This window comes from Lentzea roselyniae, from assembly GCF_039537795.1.
Classification (GTDB): domain Bacteria; phylum Actinomycetota; class Actinomycetes; order Mycobacteriales; family Pseudonocardiaceae; genus Lentzea; species Lentzea atacamensis.
Map to the genome: position 1 here is coordinate 1 of NZ_BAABBE010000031.1, position 23,317 is coordinate 23,317.

General features: G+C 64.4%; 18 protein-coding genes. 14 read left to right on the forward strand and 4 right to left on the reverse strand.

What is annotated here, in order from left to right; genetic code table 11:
* Positions 1-207 precede the first annotated feature (207 nt).
* On the forward strand, positions 208-690 hold the full coding sequence (locus ABFX45_RS37260) for a hypothetical protein (RefSeq protein ID WP_346135275.1): 483 nt from the start codon (positions 208-210) through the stop codon (positions 688-690).
* Complete coding sequence (locus ABFX45_RS37265; RefSeq protein ID WP_346135277.1) at positions 666-1,331, forward strand: hypothetical protein; 666 nt, start codon at positions 666-668, stop codon at positions 1,329-1,331. The genes ABFX45_RS37260 and ABFX45_RS37265 overlap by 25 nt, the downstream gene beginning before the upstream one ends.
* A 737-nt stretch (positions 1,332-2,068) precedes the next feature.
* Here ABFX45_RS37265 and ABFX45_RS37270 read toward each other — a convergent pair.
* The gene (locus tag ABFX45_RS37270; protein ID WP_346135279.1) at positions 2,069-3,934 is read right to left on the reverse strand and encodes a hypothetical protein; all 1,866 of its coding nucleotides are present in this window, start codon (positions 3,932-3,934) and stop codon (positions 2,069-2,071) included.
* Positions 3,934-4,587, reverse strand: coding sequence for a hypothetical protein (locus ABFX45_RS37275; protein WP_346135281.1), 654 nt, complete (start codon positions 4,585-4,587; stop codon positions 3,934-3,936). Before ABFX45_RS37275 ends, ABFX45_RS37270 begins: the two co-directional genes overlap by 1 nt.
* A gap of 122 nt (positions 4,588-4,709) precedes the next feature.
* Here ABFX45_RS37275 and ABFX45_RS37280 point away from each other — a divergent pair, with 122 nt between their 5' ends.
* The 8 genes from ABFX45_RS37280 (at position 4,710) to ABFX45_RS37315 (ending at position 19,132) form a co-directional block, all read left to right on the forward strand.
* Complete coding sequence (locus ABFX45_RS37280; protein ID WP_346135283.1) at positions 4,710-6,683, forward strand: N-6 DNA methylase; 1,974 nt, start codon at positions 4,710-4,712, stop codon at positions 6,681-6,683.
* 72 nt (positions 6,684-6,755) lie between these two features.
* Positions 6,756-8,738: a type I restriction-modification system subunit M gene (locus ABFX45_RS37285; RefSeq protein WP_346135285.1), complete on the forward strand. Its 1,983-nt coding sequence runs from the start codon at positions 6,756-6,758 to the stop codon at positions 8,736-8,738.
* Positions 8,735-10,036 (forward strand): restriction endonuclease subunit S, encoded by a 1,302-nt coding sequence (locus tag ABFX45_RS37290; protein ID WP_346135287.1) that lies wholly within the window; start codon positions 8,735-8,737, stop codon positions 10,034-10,036. Before ABFX45_RS37285 ends, ABFX45_RS37290 begins: the two co-directional genes overlap by 4 nt.
* Complete coding sequence (locus tag ABFX45_RS37295; protein ID WP_346135289.1) at positions 10,037-10,948, forward strand: restriction endonuclease; 912 nt, start codon at positions 10,037-10,039, stop codon at positions 10,946-10,948. It begins immediately after the preceding gene.
* 74 nt (positions 10,949-11,022) lie between these two features.
* Positions 11,023-12,786 (forward strand): ATP-binding protein, encoded by a 1,764-nt coding sequence (locus ABFX45_RS37300; protein WP_346135291.1) that lies wholly within the window; start codon positions 11,023-11,025, stop codon positions 12,784-12,786.
* The gene (locus ABFX45_RS37305) at positions 12,783-15,815 is read left to right on the forward strand and encodes a type I restriction endonuclease subunit R (RefSeq protein ID WP_346135293.1); all 3,033 of its coding nucleotides are present in this window, start codon (positions 12,783-12,785) and stop codon (positions 15,813-15,815) included. Before ABFX45_RS37300 ends, ABFX45_RS37305 begins: the two co-directional genes overlap by 4 nt.
* Positions 15,816-15,854: 39 nt before the next feature.
* The gene (locus tag ABFX45_RS37310; RefSeq protein WP_346135295.1) at positions 15,855-17,615 is read left to right on the forward strand and encodes a hypothetical protein; all 1,761 of its coding nucleotides are present in this window, start codon (positions 15,855-15,857) and stop codon (positions 17,613-17,615) included.
* 8 nt (positions 17,616-17,623) lie between these two features.
* Positions 17,624-19,132, forward strand: a complete 1,509-nt coding sequence (locus ABFX45_RS37315) for a serine/threonine-protein kinase (protein WP_346135297.1) — start codon at positions 17,624-17,626, stop codon at positions 19,130-19,132.
* Here the strand turns inward: ABFX45_RS37315 and ABFX45_RS37320 are convergent.
* Both ABFX45_RS37320 and ABFX45_RS37325 read right to left on the reverse strand, forming a co-directional pair.
* Positions 19,122-19,307: a DUF397 domain-containing protein gene (locus tag ABFX45_RS37320; protein ID WP_346135299.1), complete on the reverse strand. Its 186-nt coding sequence runs from the start codon at positions 19,305-19,307 to the stop codon at positions 19,122-19,124. The genes ABFX45_RS37315 and ABFX45_RS37320 overlap by 11 nt on opposite strands.
* A gap of 15 nt (positions 19,308-19,322) precedes the next feature.
* Positions 19,323-20,207, reverse strand: a complete 885-nt coding sequence (locus tag ABFX45_RS37325) for a helix-turn-helix domain-containing protein (protein WP_346135301.1) — start codon at positions 20,205-20,207, stop codon at positions 19,323-19,325.
* Positions 20,208-20,299: 92 nt separating this feature from the next.
* Here ABFX45_RS37325 and ABFX45_RS37330 point away from each other — a divergent pair, with 92 nt between their 5' ends.
* The 4 genes from ABFX45_RS37330 (at position 20,300) to ABFX45_RS37345 (ending at position 23,261) form a co-directional block, all read left to right on the forward strand.
* The gene (locus ABFX45_RS37330; protein WP_346135303.1) at positions 20,300-20,512 is read left to right on the forward strand and encodes a hypothetical protein; all 213 of its coding nucleotides are present in this window, start codon (positions 20,300-20,302) and stop codon (positions 20,510-20,512) included.
* Between the two features lie 461 nt (positions 20,513-20,973).
* Positions 20,974-21,273 carry a hypothetical protein gene (locus ABFX45_RS37335; protein WP_346135305.1) on the forward strand — a complete coding sequence of 100 codons (300 nt, stop codon included), beginning with the start codon at positions 20,974-20,976 and terminating at the stop codon, positions 21,271-21,273.
* Between the two features lie 155 nt (positions 21,274-21,428).
* Entirely contained in the window at positions 21,429-22,373 is a 945-nt protein-coding gene (locus tag ABFX45_RS37340) for a hypothetical protein (protein ID WP_346135307.1), read from the forward strand.
* Positions 22,374-22,403: 30 nt separating this feature from the next.
* A complete protein-coding gene (locus tag ABFX45_RS37345) occupies positions 22,404-23,261 on the forward strand; it encodes a hypothetical protein (protein WP_346135309.1) in 858 nt (285 codons plus the stop codon).
* Positions 23,262-23,317 lie beyond the last annotated feature (56 nt).

The following is a 23,317-nucleotide window of genomic DNA, read 5'->3' on the forward strand; positions in this document are numbered from 1 at the left end:
AGTCCTATCAGGAGCTCCCCGTCCTTCTACTCCCAGGCCCCGCGGCACGTCAGAGCGCCTGCACGAGCGTTCCCCCGAACATCCTCAGGCCTTCAGTGCTGGAATCTCCGCTGTTGAGATCACCTCAAGATCCGCGATGGCCTCGAGAAGCTGTTCCAGCTGATCAGGACCGCAGTGGAACACCACTTTCCCGTCGTATCGCTCATCGTGCAGTCTTTCAAGTGGCTCGATGACGTCCAGGCTCCGGTGAACGGCCTCGGCCAGCAGGCGACGACGACGTTCTTGGCCGATCTGTGGGAGGGGCCCGCGGCCAGCGCGTACAAGGCGCGGGCCGCGGCGCAGAACGAGGCGATCGCCGCGGTCGCAACCAGGGCAGATGGCGTGAGCAAGTGGCTGATGGACATCGCAAAGCACAACATCGAGTACATGACCGAGCTGTCCAAGATGGCGACGGGGTTCCTCGGCGCACTCGTCACCGCAGCGATCGAGGGGGCGACGGTCATCGGAATCCCGTTTGCGGTCAAGGACCTCGCCGGCGCCATCGGCAATCTCGTCACCCAGGCGCTGGACAACCTGGTGGGCATCGCCAAGCGGTTCGCGGAGGCGCTCAGCAAGGTGCGGGACATCAAGAGCATGATGACCGACCTCAAGCTTCCCGGTCAGCAGTGGCAGCAGGCAGTCGCCGGCTGAAGTCCTACCCACCAAAAGAAGTGGTCATGAATACGAAACCCCACTGCACACTTGACCGGCCGGTTGTCGTGTTGGCCACGGCCGCGATGGTGCTGGTCGGCGGCTGCAGCGTCCCCACCGTTCAGCAGTACCCGACGTCCACCTCGAGCAGCGCACCTCGGCCGACGCTCAAGTACAGCTTGGACGCCTTCACGACTTGCGTCGAAATCCAGCAGAAGGTGCCTGACCTACCACTGCCGTTGGCGCCCCAGGTCTCCAAGTCCGCGACGAGATTCGTGAGCACCTGCGAGTTCACGACCTCGACAGGCACCGGACCGTACATCACTTTCCAGGCCCAGGCGTTCGGCAACGAGGAGGACTCCGTCGGATTCCACTCCGGAGCCGAACTTGCGAAGACCGCCTTCGGCGCGCCCTCGTCGTCAGGCACCGAGAAGGAAACCAAGATCAACCTCGGCTCAGAAGCCCGCTGGCCCGATCGTGGAGTGGGTGTCGGCTGCAAACTGGAAGTTCTCGACGAGAACGCGGTGATGATGTTCACCTACAGCTCGGGAAAGAAGGACAACGACGCGCGGAGCGAGCAGTGCCGCGAAAGTGCACGCGAGGTCACGAGAAAGATCTTCGCTGCTGTACAACCAGGGTGACCAGCGGCTGAGCCACGTTTCGCGTGTGTGCGGTCCTGGTTCCAACCGAGCACCATGGCTGATTCCGCGTTGCTGGAGCTGACCACGGTGGCGTTGCATCCGAGCGACGAGGCGGGGCGGCGGTCGTCGACCCTGCGTCGCTTCGGCTGTAGGTCGACCAGTAGGTGGCCCTGCTCGACAGCAAGGACGAATCCTCACTGCGAGCGCATCCTGGGCAATGATGCTCAGCCACAGGACACGACGGAGCGGATAACCGACTACGGCGGGCATGGGTGGCGTGTCTCTGGTGTCACGTGAACACCTTTCACCGAAAGGGCCACCAAGACGATGTTCACCGTGACCGTCAAGGTGGTCGGCGTCCGTGGTCCCACAAGTTGATCCACCAACGTGGCCATCTATCAAATCGGCCTGCATACTGCCCTCGGTGACGCGGGCACCGCCCTCGACCACCCCCGCCGGATCGACCTGCGAGGCATTCCCACCCCGGAATGTCAGGCCCGGTTCTGCGTGGACAGCGCACGCGCCTGGCAGCGGTTCGGCAACCCACCAAGTGCTTCCAGGCACTTCAGGTCGGTCCGCCGCGGCACTGTCACGTAACAGCTCTGTTTGCCGAGTTGGTCAGCAGTCGCGCACTGGATCTCACAGATATGCCCGTGATCGTGAGATCCAGCGGCCAGTTCGTTGATCGGACGATGAACCCGGCACTGATCACCGCACTCTGAGCGAGTGAACATGGGTCAGGCGGAACCGATGACGATGAGGTCGTCGTGCAACCCCCTCACGGTCCGCCGAGCGCTGTCCAGGAGATTGTCCAGCAGCACCATGCTGCGGGAGTTCCGGTCAAGTTCTCCCCGCTGAGCTGCGGTACGGGCGTTGTTGTGCACGTCCCGCCGCACGTGCGGTTGCACGATCATGACCTGCGTCCTGTCCCTTGCCGTCCGCATGCCGAGCCGGGCGATGAATTCTGAGCGGTCACCGATGCGCTTACCCGCGTGCCAACAAGCCGCGCGGCTGATGCGGGGCCTGCTCAACCGTGCGATCAACGAGTCCGTGTCCAACGACCGGATGTTCTTCACAGCTTGAGCGACCACTTCCGAGTACGCCACCACAGCGATGTTCCTGTTCACGGAACTGGACTGCGCCGCCTTGACGTGGATCGCGGTGAGAGTCCCGTCGTCGGCGAGGTGCAGGAAGTCCGCGACCTCGCCGGCGCCGTCGTCGCAGATCAGCCAGTCATGCCCGAAGTTCCGGACGACCCAGCAGAACAACGAATCGTCGCCGACCTGCGCGATTGCGTCATGGATGGCCTGGTCACCACGCACATTCGGCTTCTCCCTGGTGATGTCGAACCCGGTGAAGTCGGCGAAGTCCAGGTTCGGGAACGGTGTGCTCACCGGGTTCTGCCGGCAGATCTGTTGCCCGTTGAACGCGTGACCGGATTCGTAGTACACGTTGAGAAGATCACCGTTACCGATGGCACGGCGGATCCTTCGGGTGACCACCTCGTCGATCGGCGAACCCTCGATACCGATGTCGAGCATGTAGCCGTCGCGCACGCTCACGGGGGTCACCTTCAGCTGCCCCGCGACTGCGCCGTCGAGGCCAACACCCAGAAGGAAGCTCGGCGAGCCCAGGTCCCCGTGCACGTCGAGGATCGCGCTGCGCACCAGCTCGGCGCGGTCGGCCTGAGTTTCATCGAAGTCCGGCTCACCACGCATCTCATCAGGATCGGTCACCCTGATGTCGAACGCGCCGAAGACGGTGCTGAGATCGTTTTCCGGTACCGCCAGTCCAGGGAAGGGGTTGCGCAGAGGAGCCTCGCTGGCCAGTGTTTTGCCCAGCAGGACAAGGGCTTCCGAAGTGGCAGCAAGGAACATGCCGAACGATGACATCGCCTTGAACGAGAGGTGCGAGCGTTCCGGTGCAACGCACAGGTCGCCGCGCAGCATCGCCGACGCCTCCTCCGGATCAAGGTTGATCTTCATCGCGCTCATCGCGAACGTGGAGTCGTCGTGTGGGTCGATGGCGTGCTGGAGTTGCAGGCCGTTGAGCGTCTTGCTGTCTGCCTTGGTCACCCGCCGGCGGTGTACCCCTCGGAGCCACAGCGTCTTGCCGTCTCCGTCGAACGTGGCGGACATGACGCTCGCGGGCACGAGCCGGTAAGGGCTGGAGCCGCCCCTCACCCACTTCAGCAAGGCGCGAGTGTTCTCCGTGGACACCGCGATGAGACGGCCCCGGCGCAGGGCGATCGTCAGGTCGTTCGTGACGTCGACCACCGGCGTGTCCTTGGTCGCCCAAGGTGCACGGTGCCGACGTTCACGCGTCACCCCGTAGAAGCCATCGAAGCCGAAGGCTCGTAGCAGGTCGACCTCTTCGGTTTCCTCTGTCCGGAAGTCCTCGATCGCGAGTTCGCCCGTCGTGTGCACCGCGATGGCGTGGCCCGGCTTGTCCGAAAGCTCCCGCAGGAAGGCCTGCAAGATCGAAAACGCCCTGTCCGCGTCTTTGTCAGAGCACTCCAGGACGGTGATCGAGAGGTACGGCTTCAGGTCGGCCAGGCGCAGGGCCTTGACGACGGCATCACGTTCTGCACTTGCTGTCGACATCAAGCATCCCCTCGGCGCAGCTCGGCGTTCATGTCCTGTTTGGCCGCTGCCACGGCCGTCATGAACTCCTTGCGGTTGCGCGTGCCCGCCTCGGTGATCGCGATCTTGGCATCGTGAGCCGCCTTCGGCACTGCGCCGGTTGCTTCCGGAACGGCCCGTTCGGTGAGTTCGGCTGCCCTGGCCGTTGAGTCGGCCGTCTTCTCGCCGACGTACTTGAGCATCCGCTCCAATGCCTGGTCCTCCTGAGGCTGGCCGGTCACGCTCAGCGCGTGGGCACCGACGCGCACGGCCTCGGTGACGTAGTTCGTGAGGTCGGCCCTGGTGAGTTCGTCGAGGTTGTCGACCATTGATCCACGTTCGCGTGAAGTCCACCGCCCGGCCTCCCACGCGACCTCACGGTCGCGGATAACCAGCCGCTCAACCACATCGGCCGACGCGTCACGGTCGAAGGCGAAGTCGCGCACGTCGCCGCCGCTCGGGATCGTCGTCTGGGTGATCCGGCCCCGCAGGTCGAGGTTCCCCCTTCCGTCGTCGGCGTCGATGAGGCGGACCTCGAACGACGACGGAGAGTGCGGACGACTGACGTAGTCGGTCATCAGATGCCCTGGGACGAGTTGGAAGACGGTCGTCGGCAGGCTTGGCGAGTCGGGCACGGTCGGACCTCCTGGCTGAGTGCACGGGTGCGTGAACGCAATCAAGGGAAGCATACTGCTGAAAACAGTGTCAACGACCCTGTATGGTGATAGTGTATGTTCACGGTCTCGGAGGAGGTGACATGGCAGAAGACATCGAGGTCACGGCGGCGGAGATCGCACGCCTGGCCGGCGTGGGGCGTGCCGCGGTCAGCAACTGGCGGCGGCGGCACGAGGACTTCCCGAGTCCGGTCGGGGGAACGGACACAAGTCCATCGTTCCGGCTGGTGGACGTGGAACGCTGGCTTCGGGACCAGGGCAAGCTGCAAGAGATTCCGCTACGTGAACGCATCTGGCGTCAACTGGACGCATGGCGCGGAGACCACCGGATGTCCGAGTTGGTGGCGGCGGTCGGTGTATTCCTGCACTACCTCAGGAGAAACGGCGACGCCGTGCTCGCAGAGCCATCCGACCGTCGCCTTGCTTCGACCTTGCTGACGGCCGTCGCCGAGAGCAGCCCGGACTTCGCCCGGTTCCTGCCCACGCGGCTGGAAGAACGGCACATCCCCCTGCTGCGCACACTCGGCGCGCTGGTGGCCGAGGGGGGTGCGGAATCTGCCTTCGCTCAGTTGAGTGATCGTTTCGCGGAGACCCACGGGCGGCAGGTCGCTGCGACACCGAAGGAACTTGCTAGGTTGATGGTCGACCTGCTGCCGATTCGGGTTTCGTCCGTCCTCGACCCCGCGTGTGGGACGGGCACGCTGCTCAGTGAAGCCGCGGCCCGAGCTGACCGCGTGTTCGGCCAAGAGATCGACTCCTCGCTCGTCGCACTCGCCGCCGTCCGCGCTTCCTTCGTCGGCGACGAGGTCGAAGTCAGGCCGGGTGATTCGCTACGTCAGGACGCGTTCGCCGATTTCCTCGCTGACGCCGTCGTGTGCAACCCGCCCTTCGGGGTTCGCGACTGGGGGCATGACGAACTCGCCTACGACTCACGGTGGGAGTACGGGCTTCCACCACGATCGGAGCCGGAACTTGCCTGGATTCAGCACTGCCTCGCGCATGTGCGTCCGGGCGGCTCGGTGGTCGCGCTCATGCCGCCTGCCGTCACCTCGCGGCGAGCGGGGCGGAAGGTGCGGGCCGAACTGGTGCGGCGCGGGGCCATCCGCGCCGTGGTGGGGCTGCCCGCCGGGATCGCGCCTCCGCACGGGATCTCGTTGTCCATCTGGGTGTTGCGGCGGCCGGTCGATCCAGACCGCAGCGTCCTCTTCGTCGATGTCGCGGACATGCCCGCCGAACTGGCTGTGGTCCGTGAACGGGTACTTCCGGTCGTGCTCGGTTTCCTGCGTGACGGGAACGAGGAGCCGACGGAGATCAGCCGGGTGGTCGCGACAGCAGACTTGCTGGACGACGAGGTCGATCTGACACCGGTGAGACGCGTCAGATCGGTCGTTCACCTGGCCGACGCGACGGATCTCGCACGCACGAGAGACTCTCTCGCCACCTTGCTGTCGGGCCTCACCGACCTGATTCCCGAAGTAGTGGAAGGGCCCGGTGCTCATGGGGCGACGACCTCGATCGGTGAGTTCGTGAGATCGGGTGCGGTCACGGTTCGGCAGGCGTCGGTTCGCACACCCACACGCCAGGGTCGTGAGGTGCTGATGTTGCTTGCCAAGGACGTGCTAGGAGGAACCGGCCCTTCGGGGACGACTGTCGCTGACGGCCTGGGGCAGGACGTTCAACTGCAAGTCGGCGACGTCGTCGTGGCGGTGGCGCCACGTCGAGTCGCCGTGCGGGTGATCACTGAGGCCGGTGCTGTGCTCGGTCCGCACCTCCAACTGCTCAGGGCGGACCTGGAGCGCGTCGATCCGTGGTTTCTGGCAGGGTTCCTGCGCGGCTCGGCGAGCCACTGGGTGTCCGGTACTGCGGTTCCCCGCTTGGACGTGCGGAAGGTCGAGGTTCCGCGCCTCTCGCTCGCGGAGCAACGACGCTATGGTGCCGCGTTCCGCAGACTCGACCAGTTCGAGGACGCGATGAGGCGGACCGCGATGCTCAGTGGTGATCTTGTGCAGGCCATGATGGATGGCCTGGTTGTGGGCTCCATTGATCCGATCGGGTGAGCATGCAACGCCTGCCGGACGAAGAGCGACACGACAAGAAGACTCGGTGCAAGACGAATCGAAGGGACATCGGTGAGCAGCAAGCACCAGGAACTCGCGGGCTTCATCTGGTCGGTGGCCGACCTGTTGCGCGGGGACTACAAGCAGTCCGAGTACGGCAAGGTCATCCTGCCGTTCACCGTGCTGCGGCGCCTGGACTGCGTGCTGTCGCCGACGCGCGACGCCGTGCTGGAGCGCGCGGCTGAGCTAGAGCAGCAGGGAATCCAGAACCCGGACACGCTACTTCGGCGTGCGTCCGGGTCCAAGCTCAGCTTCTACAACACCAGCAAGTTGGACTTCCAGGCGTGCGTGCGCGACCAGGACAACGTCGCCAAGAACCTCAGCTTCTATCTGAGCAAGTTCTCCGCAAACGCGCAGGAGATCTTCAACTGCTACGAGTTCGGCACGCAGCTCACCCGACTCGACAACGCCGGCCTCATCTACAAGGTCGCGGCCAAGTTCGCCGAGATCGACCTGAGCCCGTCGGTTGTCGACAACCATCAGATGGGCTACATCTTCGAGGAGCTGATCCGGAAGTTCTCGGAAATCTCCAACGAGACGGCCGGTGAGCACTTCACTCCGCGCGAGGTCATCAAGCTGATGGTGAACCTGCTGCTGGCGCCGGACACCGCGGACCTGACGACCCCCGGCGTGGTGAAGACGGTGCTGGACCCGGCGTGCGGCACGGGCGGCATGCTCACCGCGGCCGAGGAGTTCATCCTGGACCACAACCCGGACGCCACGGTGAAGGTGTTCGGCCAGGAGCTCAACGCCGAGTCCTACGCCATCTGCAAGTCCGACATGCTGATCAAGGGCGAGGACGCCGACAACATCAGGCTCGGCAACTCGTTCAGCCACGACCGGCACTTCGGCACGCGCTTCCACTACCTGCTCGCCAACCCGCCGTTCGGCGTGGAGTGGAAGAAGGTCAAGGAGGACGTCGAGAAGGAGCACGAGCTCGGCTACGCCGGTCGTTTCGGCGCGGGCTTGCCGCGCATCAACGACGGCTCGCTGCTGTTCCTTCAGCACATGATCCATCACATGAAGCGGCCCGACGAGGGCGGTGGCCGGCTCGCGATCGTCTTCAACGGCTCGCCGCTCTTCACCGGCGCGGCCGACTCAGGGGAGTCGAAGATCCGCAGGTGGATCCTGGAGAACGACTGGCTGGAGGCCGTCGTCGCGCTGCCCGACCAGCTCTTCTACAACACGGGCATCTCGACGTACTTCTGGATCCTGACCAACCGCAAGGCCCCCGCGCACGAGGGCAAGGTCATCCTGCTGGACGCGCGCGAGCACTGGGCGAAGATGCGCAAGTCGTTGGGGGACAAGCGGAAGTACATCCCGGACGACAAGATCGCCGAGCTGTCCCAGCTGTACGGTGAGGCTCTCGTCGCGGCTGCTGACCCGTCGCACTCGTTGCACGCCAAGGTGAAGGTCTTCGAGAACTCGGACTTCGGGTATCAGCGGATCACGGTTGAGCGGCCGTTGCGGCTGCGGTTCGAGGTCACCGCAGACACCCTCGCCGAACTGGAACATGCCAAAGCGCTGGCGAAGTACGAGGCGCGGGACAAGCTGCTGGCCGGGTTGCAGGCGTTGGTGGGTGTGGAGCCCTCCTTCCGGAAGGCCGAGTTCACCGGGCAGTTGTCGGACGCATTGGCCGGGCTCGGCAAGCTGCCTGCCGGAGTGAGCAAGGCGGTCTGGGCCGTGGTGTCGGTGAGTGACCCCGAGGGCGAGCTTCAGGTGGACGCCAAGGGCAATCCGTTGCCCGACCCTGATCTGCGGGACAACGAGAACGTGCCGCTGCGGGAGGACATCGACTCGTACATGAAGCGGGAGGTGCTGCCGCACGTGCCTGACGCCTGGGTGGACTACTCCAAGACCAAGATCGGATATGAGATCCCGTTCACGCGGCACTTCTACGTCTACACGCCGCCGCGTCCGCTGGCGGAGATCGATGCCGAGCTGAAGCAGTTGGAGTCGGAGATCCAGCGCCTCTTGTCTGAGGTGACCAAGTGACGAGCGCTTCGATTGCGCCCTGGCTCAGCACGTCGAGGTGGCCAACGGTTCCGATTCGCTATGTGGCCAAGCTGGGCACCGGGCACACACCGAGCCGGAATGTGCCTGAATATTGGGAGAACTGCACGGTTCCATGGGTCACATTGGCCGATGTGTGGCAATTGCGAGACGGAACAGTCGATGTCATCAAGGACACAAAGGAGAAGATCAGCCAGCTCGGGCTGGCTAACTCCTCCGCAGTAAAATACCCGGCGGGAACAGTGATTCTGTCCCGTACCGCCTCTGTAGGCTTCTCTGCGATCTTGGGTGCGGACATGGCGACCACTCAGGACTTCGCGACCTGGACGTGTGGACCGCGACTTGATCGTCGCTACTTGCTGCACGCCTTGCGGGCGATGGCTTCTGACCTAAAGAGGGTTGCGGCGGGGTCCACTCATAAGACGATATATATGCCTGATATTGAGCAGCTGAGGATACCTCTTCCGTCACTTGACGAGCAGCGCCGTATCGCTGACTTTGTTGATGGTGCTACGAAGGCTGTCGATTCACTTGTTGCTGCCACTGGTCGTCAGTTCGCATTGCTTGACGCGAAGCTCCTCGAGTTCTTGCGGGTGATGACAACCTCTGGCGGTACGACTGAACTGTCTTCCACGGGTGTGCCGTGGATGCCGAAGATGGCCTCCGGGTGGACACTGCATAAGTTGAGTAGGATTTTTGCAACTGGGAGCGGAACTACGCCAAGGTCGGACAATCCTGCCTACTTTGACGGCCCCTATGGCTGGGTCAATACTGCGGACCTTCGCGACTCGGTCATTTTTCGTACCGGCCGTACTGTTACGACGGAGGCGCTTAGGGTTCACTCGGCTCTCAAGGTTTACAGGCCGGAAGCGCTAATTGTGGCCATGTATGGTGCCACTGTTGGAAGAGTGGGAGTGCTTGATTCGGATGCGTGTGTAAACCAGGCTTGTTGTGTTCTTTATCGACCTACAGGCATGCGCGTGAAATACCTATTTCATTGGTTTGTGGCACATCGCTCGGAAATTATGAGCTTGGCCTCGGGAGGTGGGCAGCCGAATATTAGTCAAGAACTGGTTCGAAGCTTCCGTGTTCCAGCTCCGGATCTGGCCGGGCAAGACTGCCTGCTTGCGGATATCGACCGTTACACTGAGCGCATCGGGGTGGAGAGGGCGCACCTGGCGGCGCGCATGAAGCTTCTCGGTGAGCGCCGCCAAGCGTTGATTACAGCGGCGGTCACGGGGCAGATCGACGTGTCGACGGCGCGGGGGATTGAGGTTTAGATGGCTGTCCCTGAGTTCCAGACGTTCATGGTTCCGGTATTGCGCGTGATGTCCGACGGCCAGATGCGGCACTGGCGGGATGTGGAAGCTCCTGCCGCGGCCGAACTCGGGCTGACCGACGAAGACCGCGCGGACATCTTCCCGAGCGGGAAGACGCGGATCAACGACCGCGTGCAGTGGGCGATCACGCATCTGGTCCAAGCCGGCGTGCTGACCCGCCCTCAACGTGGGCACGTACAGATCAACGACCGCGGCCGCGCACTGCTCGCCGAGAACCCGAAGCGGGTCGACGGCAAGGTGCTCAGCCAGTTCGAGGAGTACCGGGACTTCCTCGGTCGGTCCAGGGAGAAGGCGACCAGCTCGAACGGTTCCGGGCCGACCGAGTCCGCCGAGACGCCGTTGGAAGCCATCGCGGACGCGGTACGGGCGAGCAACGAGGCGCTCGGTGCCGAAGTGTTGCAGCGCGTGCTCGATCAACCGCCTGCCTTCCTGGAACGGCTCGTGCTGAAGCTCCTCACGGCGATGGGGTACGGCGGTCGCGCGGGCGCGGCCGAGCACTGGGGTGGATCGGGCGACGGCGGTATCGACGGTGTCGTCCGGCAGGACGTGCTGGGGCTCGATCGCGTGTACGTGCAAGCGAAGCGGTACGCGGCCGACCATCCGGTGGGGCGGCCGGACATTCAGGCTTTCGTCGGTGCGTTGCACGGCCAGCAGGCGGATCGCGGTGTCTTCATCACGACAAGCCGGTTCAGCGCTGACGCCAGGTCCTATGTCGAGCGCATCCCGAACCGCATCGTGCTGATCGACGGGCGCAGGCTTGCAGAGTTGATGATCCTGCACAACGTAGGTGCACAGGACGAGAGCACGTTCGTTCTCAAACGTGTTGACGAAGACTTCTTCGAGCAGCCATGACGAGCGGCATAGTAACTGGCATAGTAACTGGGCAGCCCAGCTACTATGCCAGTTACTATGCTGGAGGTGGGGCAGTGCTGGACAGCGAGCTGGCCGAGATCGTCGACAACCTGCGAGTCCTGGGCACGGACGTCGCTGACGTCGAGGCGAAGAAGGCTGAGCAGAAACTGCCGGCTTCCATCCGCGAGTCGTTGTCCGCCTTCGCGAACACCAGGGGCGGAGTGTTGATCCTCGGCCTCGACGAGGCCACCGGCTTCACCGCTACCGGTGTGCGCGACGCCCCGAAGATGGCGGCCGATCTTGCCTCCTGGTGCTCGACCGACATGGAGCCGCCGCTTCGTCCGCTGATCAGCGTGCATCAGTTCGAAGGCGTGAGTCTCGTGGTCGCGGAGATCGCCGAGCTGGACCCAGCGGTCAAGCCCTGTTTCTACCGGGGAGCTGGGATCACGCAGGGCAGTTACGTTCGAGTTGGCGACGGGGATCGCAGGCTGAGCACCTATGAAGTGCAGATGCTGCTGACGAAACGAGGTCAGCCGCGTGAGGACCTGGAACCGGTTCCTGGAACCAGCATCCGTGATCTCGAGCCGACGCTTGTCGCGGAGTTTCTCGCGCGACTGCGGGTCAGCAGGCCCTACGCCTTCGGAGACCTGGACGAGACGGCGGCGTTGCGGCGCGCGAGGATTCTGGTCGAAGGGCCATCCGGCGAGTTCGTAACCTCACTGGGTGGCCTGCTCGCGCTGGGAACCTACCCGCAGGAACACTTCCCCCAGCTGAATCTCACGTTCGTGCACTACCCGACCATCGATGGCGCCGAACTGGTTTCTGGAGAGCGTTTCATCGACAACGTGGCGCTTGACGGTCCCATCCCGATCATCGTGCGTGACGCCATGGTTGTGTTGCGTCGCAATATGAGTCGTCGTGCCGTCGTCGTCGGTGTCGGACGGCAGGACATCTGGGAGTACCCGGAACCAGCACTGCGCGAAGCGATCGTGAACGCGCTGGTGCATCGCGACCTGTCCGGTGCTTCCCGCGGAGCTCAGGTGCAGGTCGAGATGTATCCCGACCGTCTGTTGGTGCGCAACCCCGGTGGCTTGCACGGGCCGGTGACCGTTGATCAGTTGGGCGATGAGGCGGTGTCGGCGGCGCGTAACGCCGTCCTGCTGCAGATACTTGAGGACGTCCCGGTTCCCGGTAGTACCAGGACAGTGTGCGAGAACCGTGGTTCCGGTATCCGAACGATGGTCAAGGCGCTGCGTGACGCGCGCATGAGCGCTCCGGAGTTCACCGACCGGATCAGCTACTTCAGGGTGATGTTCCCGAACCACACCTTGCTGAGTGACGACGTGGTGGCGTGGATCAACTCGCTGGGTGAGCATGGCCTGTCGGACAACCAATGCCTCGCGCTCGCGAAACTGCGGGATGGGGGACTATTGGACAACCAGACCTACCGCGCCGCCACCGGCCTCGACTCCCAGGTGGCTCGGGCCGAACTCCGGGATTTGGTGGCCAGAGAACTCGTGGTGCAGACGGGCAGCCACAGGTGGACGCGCTACCAATTGGCACCTGGGCTGCATCGCACGCCGGAAGCGGTTGCGCCGCCGCCGGCCGGAGTCCGATCTGATCGCCGTATTCAGCTGCTCAACGCGCTGAACGAGGGCGAGCTGTCGCGTGGGGAACTCGTCGAGCGAACCGGGCTTACCGGGCCGACGGTGACTCGGTGGTTGCGCATCCTGCGCAAGGAAGGCCTGATCGAGGCAACCGAAGAAGCCGCGAAGAGTCCATTCGTTCGATACCGACGAACCAACAAGATCGCGTTGGACGATGAGGGGCGTGGATGAGCGTGCACAAGGAGATCGCGTTCGAGGATGCGATCGGGGAGGCCCTCAAGCCTGGCTGGGTCGAGAAGAGCCGGTACGACTACAACCGTGAGCTGGCCCTGGACACTTCCGCTCTGCTCGCCTTCATCGGCCGTACCCAGCCGGAGCAGTGGGACAAGCTGATCGCGTTCGAGGGTGGTGACCAGGACGCGACCCAGGTGAAATTCTACCGCTACCTCGCGAAAGAGATCGAGACGCGAGGCGCGTTGGATGTCCTCCGGCACGGCGTGCGGGATCGAGGCGTCCTCATCCGCCTCGCCTACTTCCGTCCCGCCCACACCCTCGCGGACGACGCGCTCGTCCAGTACGACCGCAATCTTCTTTCCTTCATCCGCCAGTTGCACTACTCGACCACGGCGCCGAACAAGTCGCTCGACCTGGTGCTGTTCGTCAACGGCATTCCGGTGGCGACGGCCGAGCTGAAGAACCCGCTCACCGGTCAGAACGTCGAGCACGCCAAGGCGCAGTACCGGCAGGACCGCGATCCGAAAGAACTGCTGTTCGCGAGGAGAACGCTGGTCCACTTCGCGGTCGATCCGGACCTGGTGTTCATCACCACAAGGCTCGCGGGGGAGAAGACGCGGTTCCTGCCGTTCAACACCGGCTCCAACGGTCCGGGCGTCGACGGCGGCGCGGGTAACCCGGAGGCGAAGAAGGGTTATCGCACCTCGTATCTGTGGGAGCAGGTGTGGCAGCGGGACTCCTGGCTCGATCTCATCCGGCGGTTCCTGCATATTGAGAACACGGGCAGCAGGAAGAGTCCGCACGAGCTGCCGATGATCTTCCCGCGGTTTCACCAGTGGCATGTCGTGCGCAAGCTCACCGAGCACGCCGCGAAGTACGGTTCGGGTCACAACTACCTCGTGCAGCACTCCGCGGGGTCCGGCAAGTCGAACACCATCGCCTGGCTGGCGCACAGGTTGTCCAGCCTGCACAGCGACGCCAACGAGCCGGTGTTCGACAAGGTCATCGTCATCACCGACCGGTCGGTGCTCGATCGGCAGCTGCAGGACACGATCTACCAGTTCGAGCACCGGGCCGGAGTGGTCCGCAAGATCGGCTCCAAGGGGGAGGGCTCCAAGTCGGACCAGGTGTCCGAGGCGCTCTCCGGTGAGACGACCAAGATCCTCATTGTCACCTTGCAGACGTTCCCGTTCGTGCTGGACAAGGTGAGCGGGCTACGTGGCAAGAAGTTCGCGGTCGTCGTCGACGAGGCGCACTCTTCCCAGTCCGGCGAGTCGTCGGCCGCGCTCAAGAAGGTGTTGCTGCGGCTCGGCAGCGACGACGTCGACGAGGACGGCGACCTGCTCACTGCTTCGGCGTTGGCCCGCGGTCGCCACGAGACGCTGTCCTACTTCGCCTTCACTGCCACACCCAAGGCCAAGACGCTCGAGTTGTTCGGCACGCCAGGCGACAAGCTCCGACCGTTCCACGTCTACTCGATGCACCAGGCGATCGAGGAAGGCTTCATCCTCGACGTGTTGCGCAACTACGTCACCTACAAGACCTACTGGCGGCTCGCCAACGCCAACCCCGAAGACCGCGAGGTCGACGAACGCAAGGCGAGCGCGCAGCTCGCCCGGTTCGCCGTGCTCGGCCCCACGAGCCTCGAACAGCGTGCTGAGATCATCATCGAGCACTTCCGCCAGCGCGTGGCGGACCGGCTCGGTGGACGGGCCAAGGCGATGGTCGTCACCCGGAGCCGCGAGCACGCCGTGAAGCTGTATCGGAAGCTCGTGTCCTATGTGAACACGATGGAGTACGACAACTGCGGGCTGCTGGTGGCGTTCTCCGGAGAGCTGCTCGTCGACAACAACCCTGAGGACAAGGTCACCGAGCCGGTCATCAACAAGATCTCCGAGGCGGCGTTGCCCGAGGCGTTCGCGTACACGCAGGCCGATGATCCGCACGCGCGGGTGAACCCGAAACCCGAGTACCGCATCCTCGTCGTCGCGGACAAGTACCAGACCGGCTTCGACCAGCCGCTGCTCACCACCATGTACGTGGACAAGAAGCTGCACAGCGTCGCCGCCGTCCAGACGTTGTCGCGGCTCAACCGCACCCACCCGCTGAAGAGCCAGGAGGACCTGTTCGTCCTCGACCTGGCCAACGAGGCCGAGGACATCCAGAAGGCGTTCAAGCCGTTCTACGACAGCACGGCGGCCGAGTCCACCGACCCGAACCTGCTGTATCGGTTGCAAGGCGAGGTCATGAGCTTCGTGTTGCTCGTCGAGTCCGAGATGGACTCGTTCGCGAACGCCTATCTGGAAGCCGAGCAGCGCAGCAGGAACGATGCACAGTGGCAACGGGCGCACAGCGAGCTTTACCGCTTCACCGACCCAGCCAGGGACCGGTTCACACAGTTGATGACCGATGACCCCAAGCGGGCTGAGGAGTTCCGCGCCGCGCTCCTGGGCTTCGTGCGCAAGTACGGCTTCCTCTCTCAAGTAGTTCCGTACCACGATCCGGAGCTTGAACGGCTCTATCTGTACGGGCGGCACCTGCTGAACCGGCTGCCGCGGCGGGAGAACCCCGGCGTCGACCTCGGTCTGGTGGACCTCACCCACCTCCGCATCGCCAAGACCGGCGAACAGGATGTCAGCCTGGTCTCCGAAGGTGAACAAGTCCTGCCGGGCTTCACCGGTGACGGCGCCGGCGTACGCAACGACCCGGAGCAGATCTCGCTCACCGAGCTGATCGCCGGCCTCAACGAGAAGTTCGGCATCAACCTGGGCGCGGACGACCTAATCGGCAGCTCGGTGCGAGCTGCGATGGAGGAGCCGAGGGTCAAGGCCGCCGCGTTCGCGAACAACAACGAGGACGACTTCGGGCACGCCTTCGACGAGGTGTTCGAGGACAAGCTCATCGAGAGGATCGAGAACAACACCAAGGTCCTGCAACGGTTCTCGGACGACGACGTGTTCAAGTCCGAGCTCACCAGGATCGCTCGTAAGCACGCGTTCGCCGCGCTGCGGCGCGACGTCGCCTGACCAGACGCCTTCGTTCTCCCCTGCCGCCAAGGAGGACTGATGCTCGGATACCGGTTGTTCACGGAGTTAGGTGGAGACCGCAGATACGTACAAAAGCTTGCCCACGAGCAGTGGCATGCCTGGTTGAAGTCGAAAAACTACAACGCGGACGCGTTGGAACTCGGTTCGCTCGTCGACCTCGGAGGTGGAGGCCAGGGGCAACTGCTTGAGCTGGCGCCACCTGATGGATCCAAGTCGTTCCGTGCCCGGTTGGTCGAAAACAAGCCTGGCGGAGCGTGGGTAACCCAGCTGACCGTGCACGTGCCCCAGCTGGAGAAGCGGAGCCCGTGGCTGTGGCTCGACATCGAGTCGCCGCAGGACCAGTACGCCTCTCCACCCCGCGTCGCGCGCAGCCTGTTGGAGGTGCTGGAGGGACGTGATCGGGAGAGCCGGCTCGGCTTCGGCCCGACCAAGATCGGCCCCGATGACGTCCGAGGTGTCGTGGAGTCGGTGTGGGACCCAGACCGCCGGGGCCTGCTGTTTGTCGCCGGATCAGATGAGCGGCTCGATGTACGGAACTGGCACGGCTACGTCCAGAAGCTGCTGAAGGACACGGTCGGCATGGCGGCCGCTTATGTGCTCGATCCAGAAGCGACCCGCAAGTTCAACAACGCGGTCGGTGACTTGCACTCGGTCGCTCCGTGGACGTTGCGGACCTTCCGGCCGGGAGTGGAAGCGGATGATCCGGTGGATGCCGAGCGCCATCGCGTACTCGGTACCGACCGGATTGTCCACGACTCGGCCAAGTACCTCGCGAGGATGCTCGGTCGCCGGGCACGCGAAGCCGTGCTGGAGACTCCACTGCCGAAATCCGTGCTGAAGGTCGATCACGCTTTTGAGCGACTCATCGACGAGAACCTGGTCGCGCCCCTGACGGAGCCCGTGCTTCCCGTTCCCCGGCAGCCGGTGGTAGCCGAGCTTCCCACGGTCACAGACGATCTCCGTGCCGCGATCACAGTGCTGCAGGATGCGCTGGGCTGGACGGAAATCACCGCGGAGAACGTGCGTGAGCTGACCAAGTTCGCACTGGCGGAACAGCAGCAGCGCGCCGACAACCAGGCCGCGATCACGGCACGTCTCCGCGACCGCGAAGAGCGGCTCGGCAAGGCATTGGAGGAACGGGACCAGCTGCGTACTCAACTTGAGTACGCAGCTGGACCAGCTCGTCGCGGACGAGGAACGGGCTCGTGCAGAGGCGAGGATGGATTATCTCCGCAGGCTGCTCGAACAGAGCGGTCGCGCGGCCGAGGCTTGGTCCGAGCCCGAGATCGACATCGCTCTCACCCGCCCAGTCGACTACGAGAGCTTGCTCGACGGTATCGGCCAGTTCGCCGGAGTGGTGTTCACCGGCGATCCGGCGCATGTGCGGGAGCTCGACGCGCAGGACCGCAATGGTGTGTGGGCGGGAAGATCTGGGATGTGTTCGCCGTGCTCGACGACTACGTCCAGGCGAAGGCTGCGGGGAAGTGTGATCGCGACGTCGACGGTTACCTCGGGAACACCCCCGCAGGATACCGGAGCTATTCGAGACAACGGCATGCTCGGGATGAGAGTGAAGATGTTCGGAACAATCCGAAGTTCCGTGCCGCGCGGGAGCTACCCACCGGCGACGGGAGCAAGGTGTTCATGGGGGCGCACTTCAAGATCGCGACCAGCGGGATGATCAGCCCCAGGTTGCATTACCACGACGACACGGCGAAGTCCAGCAAGGTTTACGTCGGCTACATCGGTCGGCACCTTCCGACGAAGAAGACCAACTAGGGGGCCGCGTGGCGCTGCGAACGATCGCCGGCCGGTACGAGGTGAGCGGATCACTCGGCACCGGTGGCATGGGCAAGGTGTGGCTCGCCTACGACACATTGCTCGACCGGCGGGTCGCACTGAAGACCATTCGTTCGGACATCTCGCTCGACGACGAGGCCGGGCGGGCCGTCGTGGCGCGGTTCAAGCGCGAGGCCCGTCTTACCGCGAAGCTCGAGCATCCAGGCGTGCCGGCCGTCTTCGACGTCGGAGCGCACGAAGACGAGCTGTATCTGGTGATGCAGCTCGTCGACGGCATGGACATCGAGGAGGTGCTGGCGCGCAAGGGAAAGCTGCCGATCGAATGGGTGGCGGCGATTGGTGCCCAGATCGCTGCGGTTCTCGCCGACGCGCACGCGGCGTCGCTCGTGCACCGCGACCTGAAGCCTCGCAACGTCATGCTTGCCACCGGTGGCCGGGTCGTCGTGCTCGACTTCGGCATCTCGACCTTGCTCGGTCAGGACATCACCAGGGTCACGCGGCAGGGCGAGACCCTGGGCAGTCCCGCCTACATGGCGCCCGAGCAGCTCACTTCGAACCAGGTCAGTCCACTGACCGACCTGTACGCGTTGGGCTGTCTGCTGCACGAACTGCTCGCGGGAACTCCGGTGTTCGGCGAGCGGGAGACCATGGCGATGATGTACGCCCAGGTCCACGAGCCACCCCGCCCTGTTCGCGAGATGCGGCCGGACGTTCCGGAGCCGATCGAGCTACTTGTGCTCGACCTGCTGGCGAAAGGACCCAAGGCTCGCCCTGCCGACGCCGGCGAGGTCTACACGAGGTTGACACCGTATCTACCGGTACCGAGCGGCGAGTCCGATGCGGCGTTCGAGGCGATCGACCCGACACGCCCTTATCGGTTTCCGCTGGCTCCGAAGCCGCGACCTCGTTCGGCGCAGACCGCCGCTGTCGAGTCGCCGTCCCCGGCTGCTGTCGAGGAGCTCAGGGACCGTGCTGCCGACCTCGCAGAAAGCGGGCGGTTCACCCAGGCAGCCGCCCTGCTCGCGGACTTCATCGGCAAGTCTCCCGCGGACGACTCGGCGCTGCGCGGTGTCAGACTGCAGTACGCGAACACGCTGTTGCTCGGCAACGAGTACCGGCTAGCACTGCCGGAGTATCGACGTCTGGTCAGCGAACTCGGCGCGACACGAGGTGACTACGACGAACTGGTGCTGGAATGCCGGTCGCAGGTCGCGACCTGTCTGGCCGAACTCGGGGAGATCACCGATGCGCTGCACGAGTTCCAGGTGCTGCTCGACATGCAGAAGAACATCCGCAACGCCGACGACGAGGTCGTGCTGGGTCTGCGCCGTCAGATCGGTCTGCTCTTCGCCTCGACTGGCGACTTGCACAGCGCGCACCGGGTGCTGACCCAGTTGCTGGCCGACTCCGAACGTGTGCTCGGCGTCAGGCACAGCGACGTAGTCGAGCTTCGTGAGTTGGTCGAGCGGCTGCGGAAGATGAGCCTCAGCAGTTGAACCGGCTCGCCTTGGCCTGACCGAGGAAGACCAACCACGACCGCTGAGTGAAGCGCAGGACGGCGCCGGTGGGGTTCTTCGAGTCGCGGGTGGCGACGTCGTCACCCGCGAACGCCACCTCGACGCAGCTCGTACCGTTGCTACTACGGCTCGACTTCCGCCATGCGGTGGTCATGGGAACTCCTCATGATCATGTGAGTTTCGCCAGGCGCGACTCGATCGCCTTGATCGTGTCGGCTGGCGACAATGCCGCTGCGCACAGGCGCTCTGCCGCCAGAGTGTACGCCGCGACCTGATCATGATTCTGCACGTAGACGGCGCCGTCCGGGAACTCCACGTAGCCGATGCTTCGTGCCTCGTGGAAGTCGAGCAGGATGAACTCGCCGTCGAGTCCGTCGTGCACCGCGACCGAGGTCGGCATCAGGTGCAGGGTGACGTTGTCACGCTCTGCCAACGTGAGCAGGTGCGCGTACTGATCGCGCATGATCTCCGCGCCACCCACAAGGCGATCCAGCGCTGCCTCCTCGATCACCGCCGTGAAGATCAGCGGTTCGTCGTTGTCGGTGAGGCGCTTCTGTCGCTCCATGCGAAGCTTCACGACTCGCTCAATGTCGACTGTGGCCACGCGAAGGTTGTTAACCAGCAAGGCGGCGGCGTATGCGGGCGTCTGAAGAAGGCCGTAGATCAGCAGTGGTTCGTATGAGAACGCGCTTTTGGCGAGACCTTCCAGACCGACAAAGGTCTTGAGCCAGTCCGGCACGACGTCGGTGAACGGCGCCCACCAGGTGGCGTGGTCTGCGCGCCCGGCGAGCGATGCCATGCGGTCGACGTGAGCGACATCGGCGCCGTAGAGGCGCAGCAGAGTCGTTACTTCTTCAGGCTGCTGTTGATTTCGGCCCGTCTCCAGATAGTTGATCCTCGGCTGGCTGCAACCAAGTGCCTGCCCTGCCTCGGCCTGGGTCTTCCTGGCCCGCAGACGCGCCTGACGGAGTTCGTGGCCGATAAGCCATCGCAGCGCCGACGGATCACTCCGCTCCGGCATCGCCGCACCCCTGACTGTCGATCGAGTGGTCATCCGAAGTCTCCCAACCCTTGGCCCTGCTCCGTTCGGCGGGTTCACTCGATCGCTCCATGGAGCTAGTTATACATAACTACTAGCATGGGTTCATGTTGTTCGTTCCCGAATCGGCGTGTGAGCACCCGGTCGAGGCGGTGTTCGGGACGTTCGAGCCGCCGGACCGGCTCGACGCGGTTTGCCGTCAGTGCTGGGCGGCGTTCGACCTCGACTCGATGCCGTGGGACCTGCTGGTGCGGCTGGTCGGGCACATCCGGGACGGGCGCTTCGTGCCGATGCGATCGGGGGAGCGGTGTGTGGTCTGAACTCGCCAAGGACGCGGGCGGTGTCCTGCTGTTCGTCGTGTGGCTCGCGGTGCCGCCGCTGTACGTGATCGTGCTCGGGCGTGCGTACCTCGCGCGTTGTCGGCTTCTCTATCAGCAGCTACGTGATCACGGCTGCGAGTGTGACTGCTGCTGCGCTGACGTGGGACGGCATGCGCTGCGTCGGGCTGGAGGGAACTGATGCGTCACGTGCTGGACAACCTGTCGCCGGAGGGGCTGGAGCTGAAGATTCACATGCTCCGCAGGCTGCTCGACAGCGCTCCGGAGCCGTTGAGCGTGAGCGAAGCCATGGAAGGAGGCCCGAACCGCACTGACGCGTCCGGCTGGTACGCCATGAAGGCGCTTGAGCGTATCGGCGTGGTCACCTCTGTCCCGAAGACCGCGGAATGCCGCGTGGCCCGCTACTGCTTGGCGGACGGGGAGGAGATGTCGTTCGCGAGTTTGTGGCCGATCGGCCGGCGCAGGAGCTGCCGCCGCCGTTGTCGCCGCTGCCTGCCAGTCCGCAGTACCAACAGGTGCTCGCCGTGCTCTGCAAGCACCCTGACGCGTGGTTCACGGTGAACGAGTTGACCTCAAAACTCATTCGGGTGCGCAAGTGCGCTCGTCGGCCGACCGTCGAGCTGTACGCCGCAGGCTACCTGCTTCGCTGGATTTCGGACGCGAGAAAGCCTGGACGCGCCGAGTACCAGTACCGGCTGAACCCTGATGCCGCTCAGCACGCACATGCGCTCCTCGACGCGTGAGTCGCTGGCGGGTCGGCGGTACGCTGTGCCGCGGGAAGAAGGACCACTTTCTGTCGATCCTCGAGGTCTGACTCAAATTGGCACGTATGAGGCCGTCGTGGCCTTCTTCCCGCCTGACTTTCTCCCAAGCTACGTCGGTTTGAGGGCAGTGGTCGTTGAGCGAGTACCAGTACTACGAGTTCGTGGCTGTCGATCGGCCGTTGACCCGTGGAGAGATCGCCGAGCTGAGGGAGCTCTCGACCCGCGCCGACATCAGTTCGACGAGGTTCGTCAACCACTACAACTTCGGTGACTTCGGTGGCAGCCCTGACCGGCTCATGGAGCGGTACTTCGACGCGCACCTCTATCTGGCGAACTGGGGCACGCACATCCTGATGTTCCGTGTTCCCGCGGAAGCGTTGGACATTGACGTGGCACGGCAGTACTGCGGCGCCGGGTATCAGACCGAAGTGCGGGTACATGGTGACCACGTCATCCTGTCGTTGCGAAGTGAGGACGAGTCCGGGGACTCCTACGACGGGCCCGGCGCGTTGAGCTCGTTCGTCTCGGCCAGGGCCGAGCTGATCTCGGGTGATCGCCGGTTGTTGTATCTCGCGTGGCTCTTCGACGTGGAGAGCTTGTGGGACGAGGAGCTCGACATGGACGAGGTCGAACCGCCGGTTCCTCCCGGCCTCGATTCGCTCAGCGCGTCGTTGGAAGCGATCGTGGAGTTTCTCCGCATGGATCAGGTTCTGCTGGATGTCGCAGCACGAGGTGACGAGACGTCACGGCGGACGGTTGGGCAGTTGCTCGCCGCCGCGGCCGAAGTGCGTTCGGCCGACGAGCGTGCCGAGGCTGAACAGGCTCGGCAGGAGCACGTGGCGCGGATGGAGTCGCTGGCTGGCCGGGAGAACGCGTTGTGGGAGCGAGTCTCCGTCCTGATCGCGGCCAAGGCGCAGCGTGAGTACGACGAGGCGGTCGACGTGCTGGCCGACCTGCACGAGCTGGCGCGTTGGCGGGGTGACGTCGAGGGCTTCGCGCAGCGGGTCGGTGGGTTGCGGGCCGTGCACCGGCGGTTGCCTTCGCTCATCCGGCGGTTCGATGCCGCAGGGCTGCCGTGACGCCACGCGGTGGTGCGGTTGGATGTGCCGGTGGCCGTCAAACTTGATGCGGAGTCCTTGCTGAACGCGGTTGGGCAGGATCTCGGCGCACGTGGCCGTGAGCTGGCTGTGCGCGATGTGGTGGCCGACGGTGGTGGCGCCTCGGGTGTGGCTGATGGGCGCCACGTGTGGGTCGGCGTGGTGAACGGTGAGCTGATCGGCGAATGTGACTGCCTCGCTGGCGAGCTGTGTGCGCACGGGGTTGCGGTGGTGCTTGCCGCGGTGGAGGCGGGCGTGGTGTTCGAGTCGCTTCCGCCGGCTGAGAAAGCGAGTCCGGAGAAGCAGCGGTTCACCACGGCGGCGGCTCGGCTCGGCAGGCGGGAACTCGTGGAGTTGGTCGCGGAGCATGCGGTGGGTGATCGGCGGTTGGCCACACGGCTGATGGTTGCGGCGGGGGAACTTGGTGCGCCGTCGGACGACGAAATCGCCGTGGTGCATCGGATTCTCGTCGACGCTCGGCGGCTCCCGGACGGTCACGCGAGGTGGGAGCTGCGGGATCTGCTGGATGCGGGTCGTGACATGGTCACCGAGCTGGAGGTGCTCGCGTTGCGGCCGGTCAACGACGGTGTGCTCGACCTTGCAGATGAGGCCGCCAGTGTGTGGTCCTCCTTCCTCACGGCCCTGCGGGAGGCCTGGGACGTCGATCCGCAGCCGATCAGTGACGGGCTGGCGGCGGTTCACGTTCAGCTCTACGAAGCGAGCAGGGTTGCGCCGGCGGATCTCGCAGGCCGTCTTGCCGTGCTGTACGCCGACCTCGCCGACGATCCGTTCCTCGATGTGCCGGAGGCCTATCGGTACGTGCTCGGGGACGAAGGGATCGACGAGTTCTGGGATCAGGCCGAGGAGTAGTGCCGGCGCGGGACTGTCGGACCGGATCGCTACTGTGCGAAGACGGCGAGGACACG

Excerpts from the sequence above, each read along its gene's own strand:
- ABFX45_RS37270 (WP_346135279.1), bottom strand. The coding sequence starts at position 3,934 with ATGTCGACAGCAAGTGCAGAACGTGATGCCGTCGTCAAGGCCCTGCGC.
- ABFX45_RS37295 (WP_346135289.1), top strand. The coding sequence starts at position 10,037 with ATGGCTGTCCCTGAGTTCCAGACGTTCATGGTTCCGGTATTGCGCGTG.
- ABFX45_RS37320 (WP_346135299.1), bottom strand. The coding sequence starts at position 19,307 with ATGACCACCGCATGGCGGAAGTCGAGCCGTAGTAGCAACGGTACGAGC.
- ABFX45_RS37310 (WP_346135295.1), top strand. The coding sequence starts at position 15,855 with ATGCTCGGATACCGGTTGTTCACGGAGTTAGGTGGAGACCGCAGATAC.
- ABFX45_RS37325 (WP_346135301.1), bottom strand. The coding sequence starts at position 20,207 with ATGACCACTCGATCGACAGTCAGGGGTGCGGCGATGCCGGAGCGGAGT.
- ABFX45_RS37280 (WP_346135283.1), top strand. The coding sequence starts at position 4,710 with ATGGCAGAAGACATCGAGGTCACGGCGGCGGAGATCGCACGCCTGGCC.
- ABFX45_RS37305 (WP_346135293.1), top strand. The coding sequence starts at position 12,783 with ATGAGCGTGCACAAGGAGATCGCGTTCGAGGATGCGATCGGGGAGGCC.
- ABFX45_RS37330 (WP_346135303.1), top strand. The coding sequence starts at position 20,300 with ATGTTGTTCGTTCCCGAATCGGCGTGTGAGCACCCGGTCGAGGCGGTG.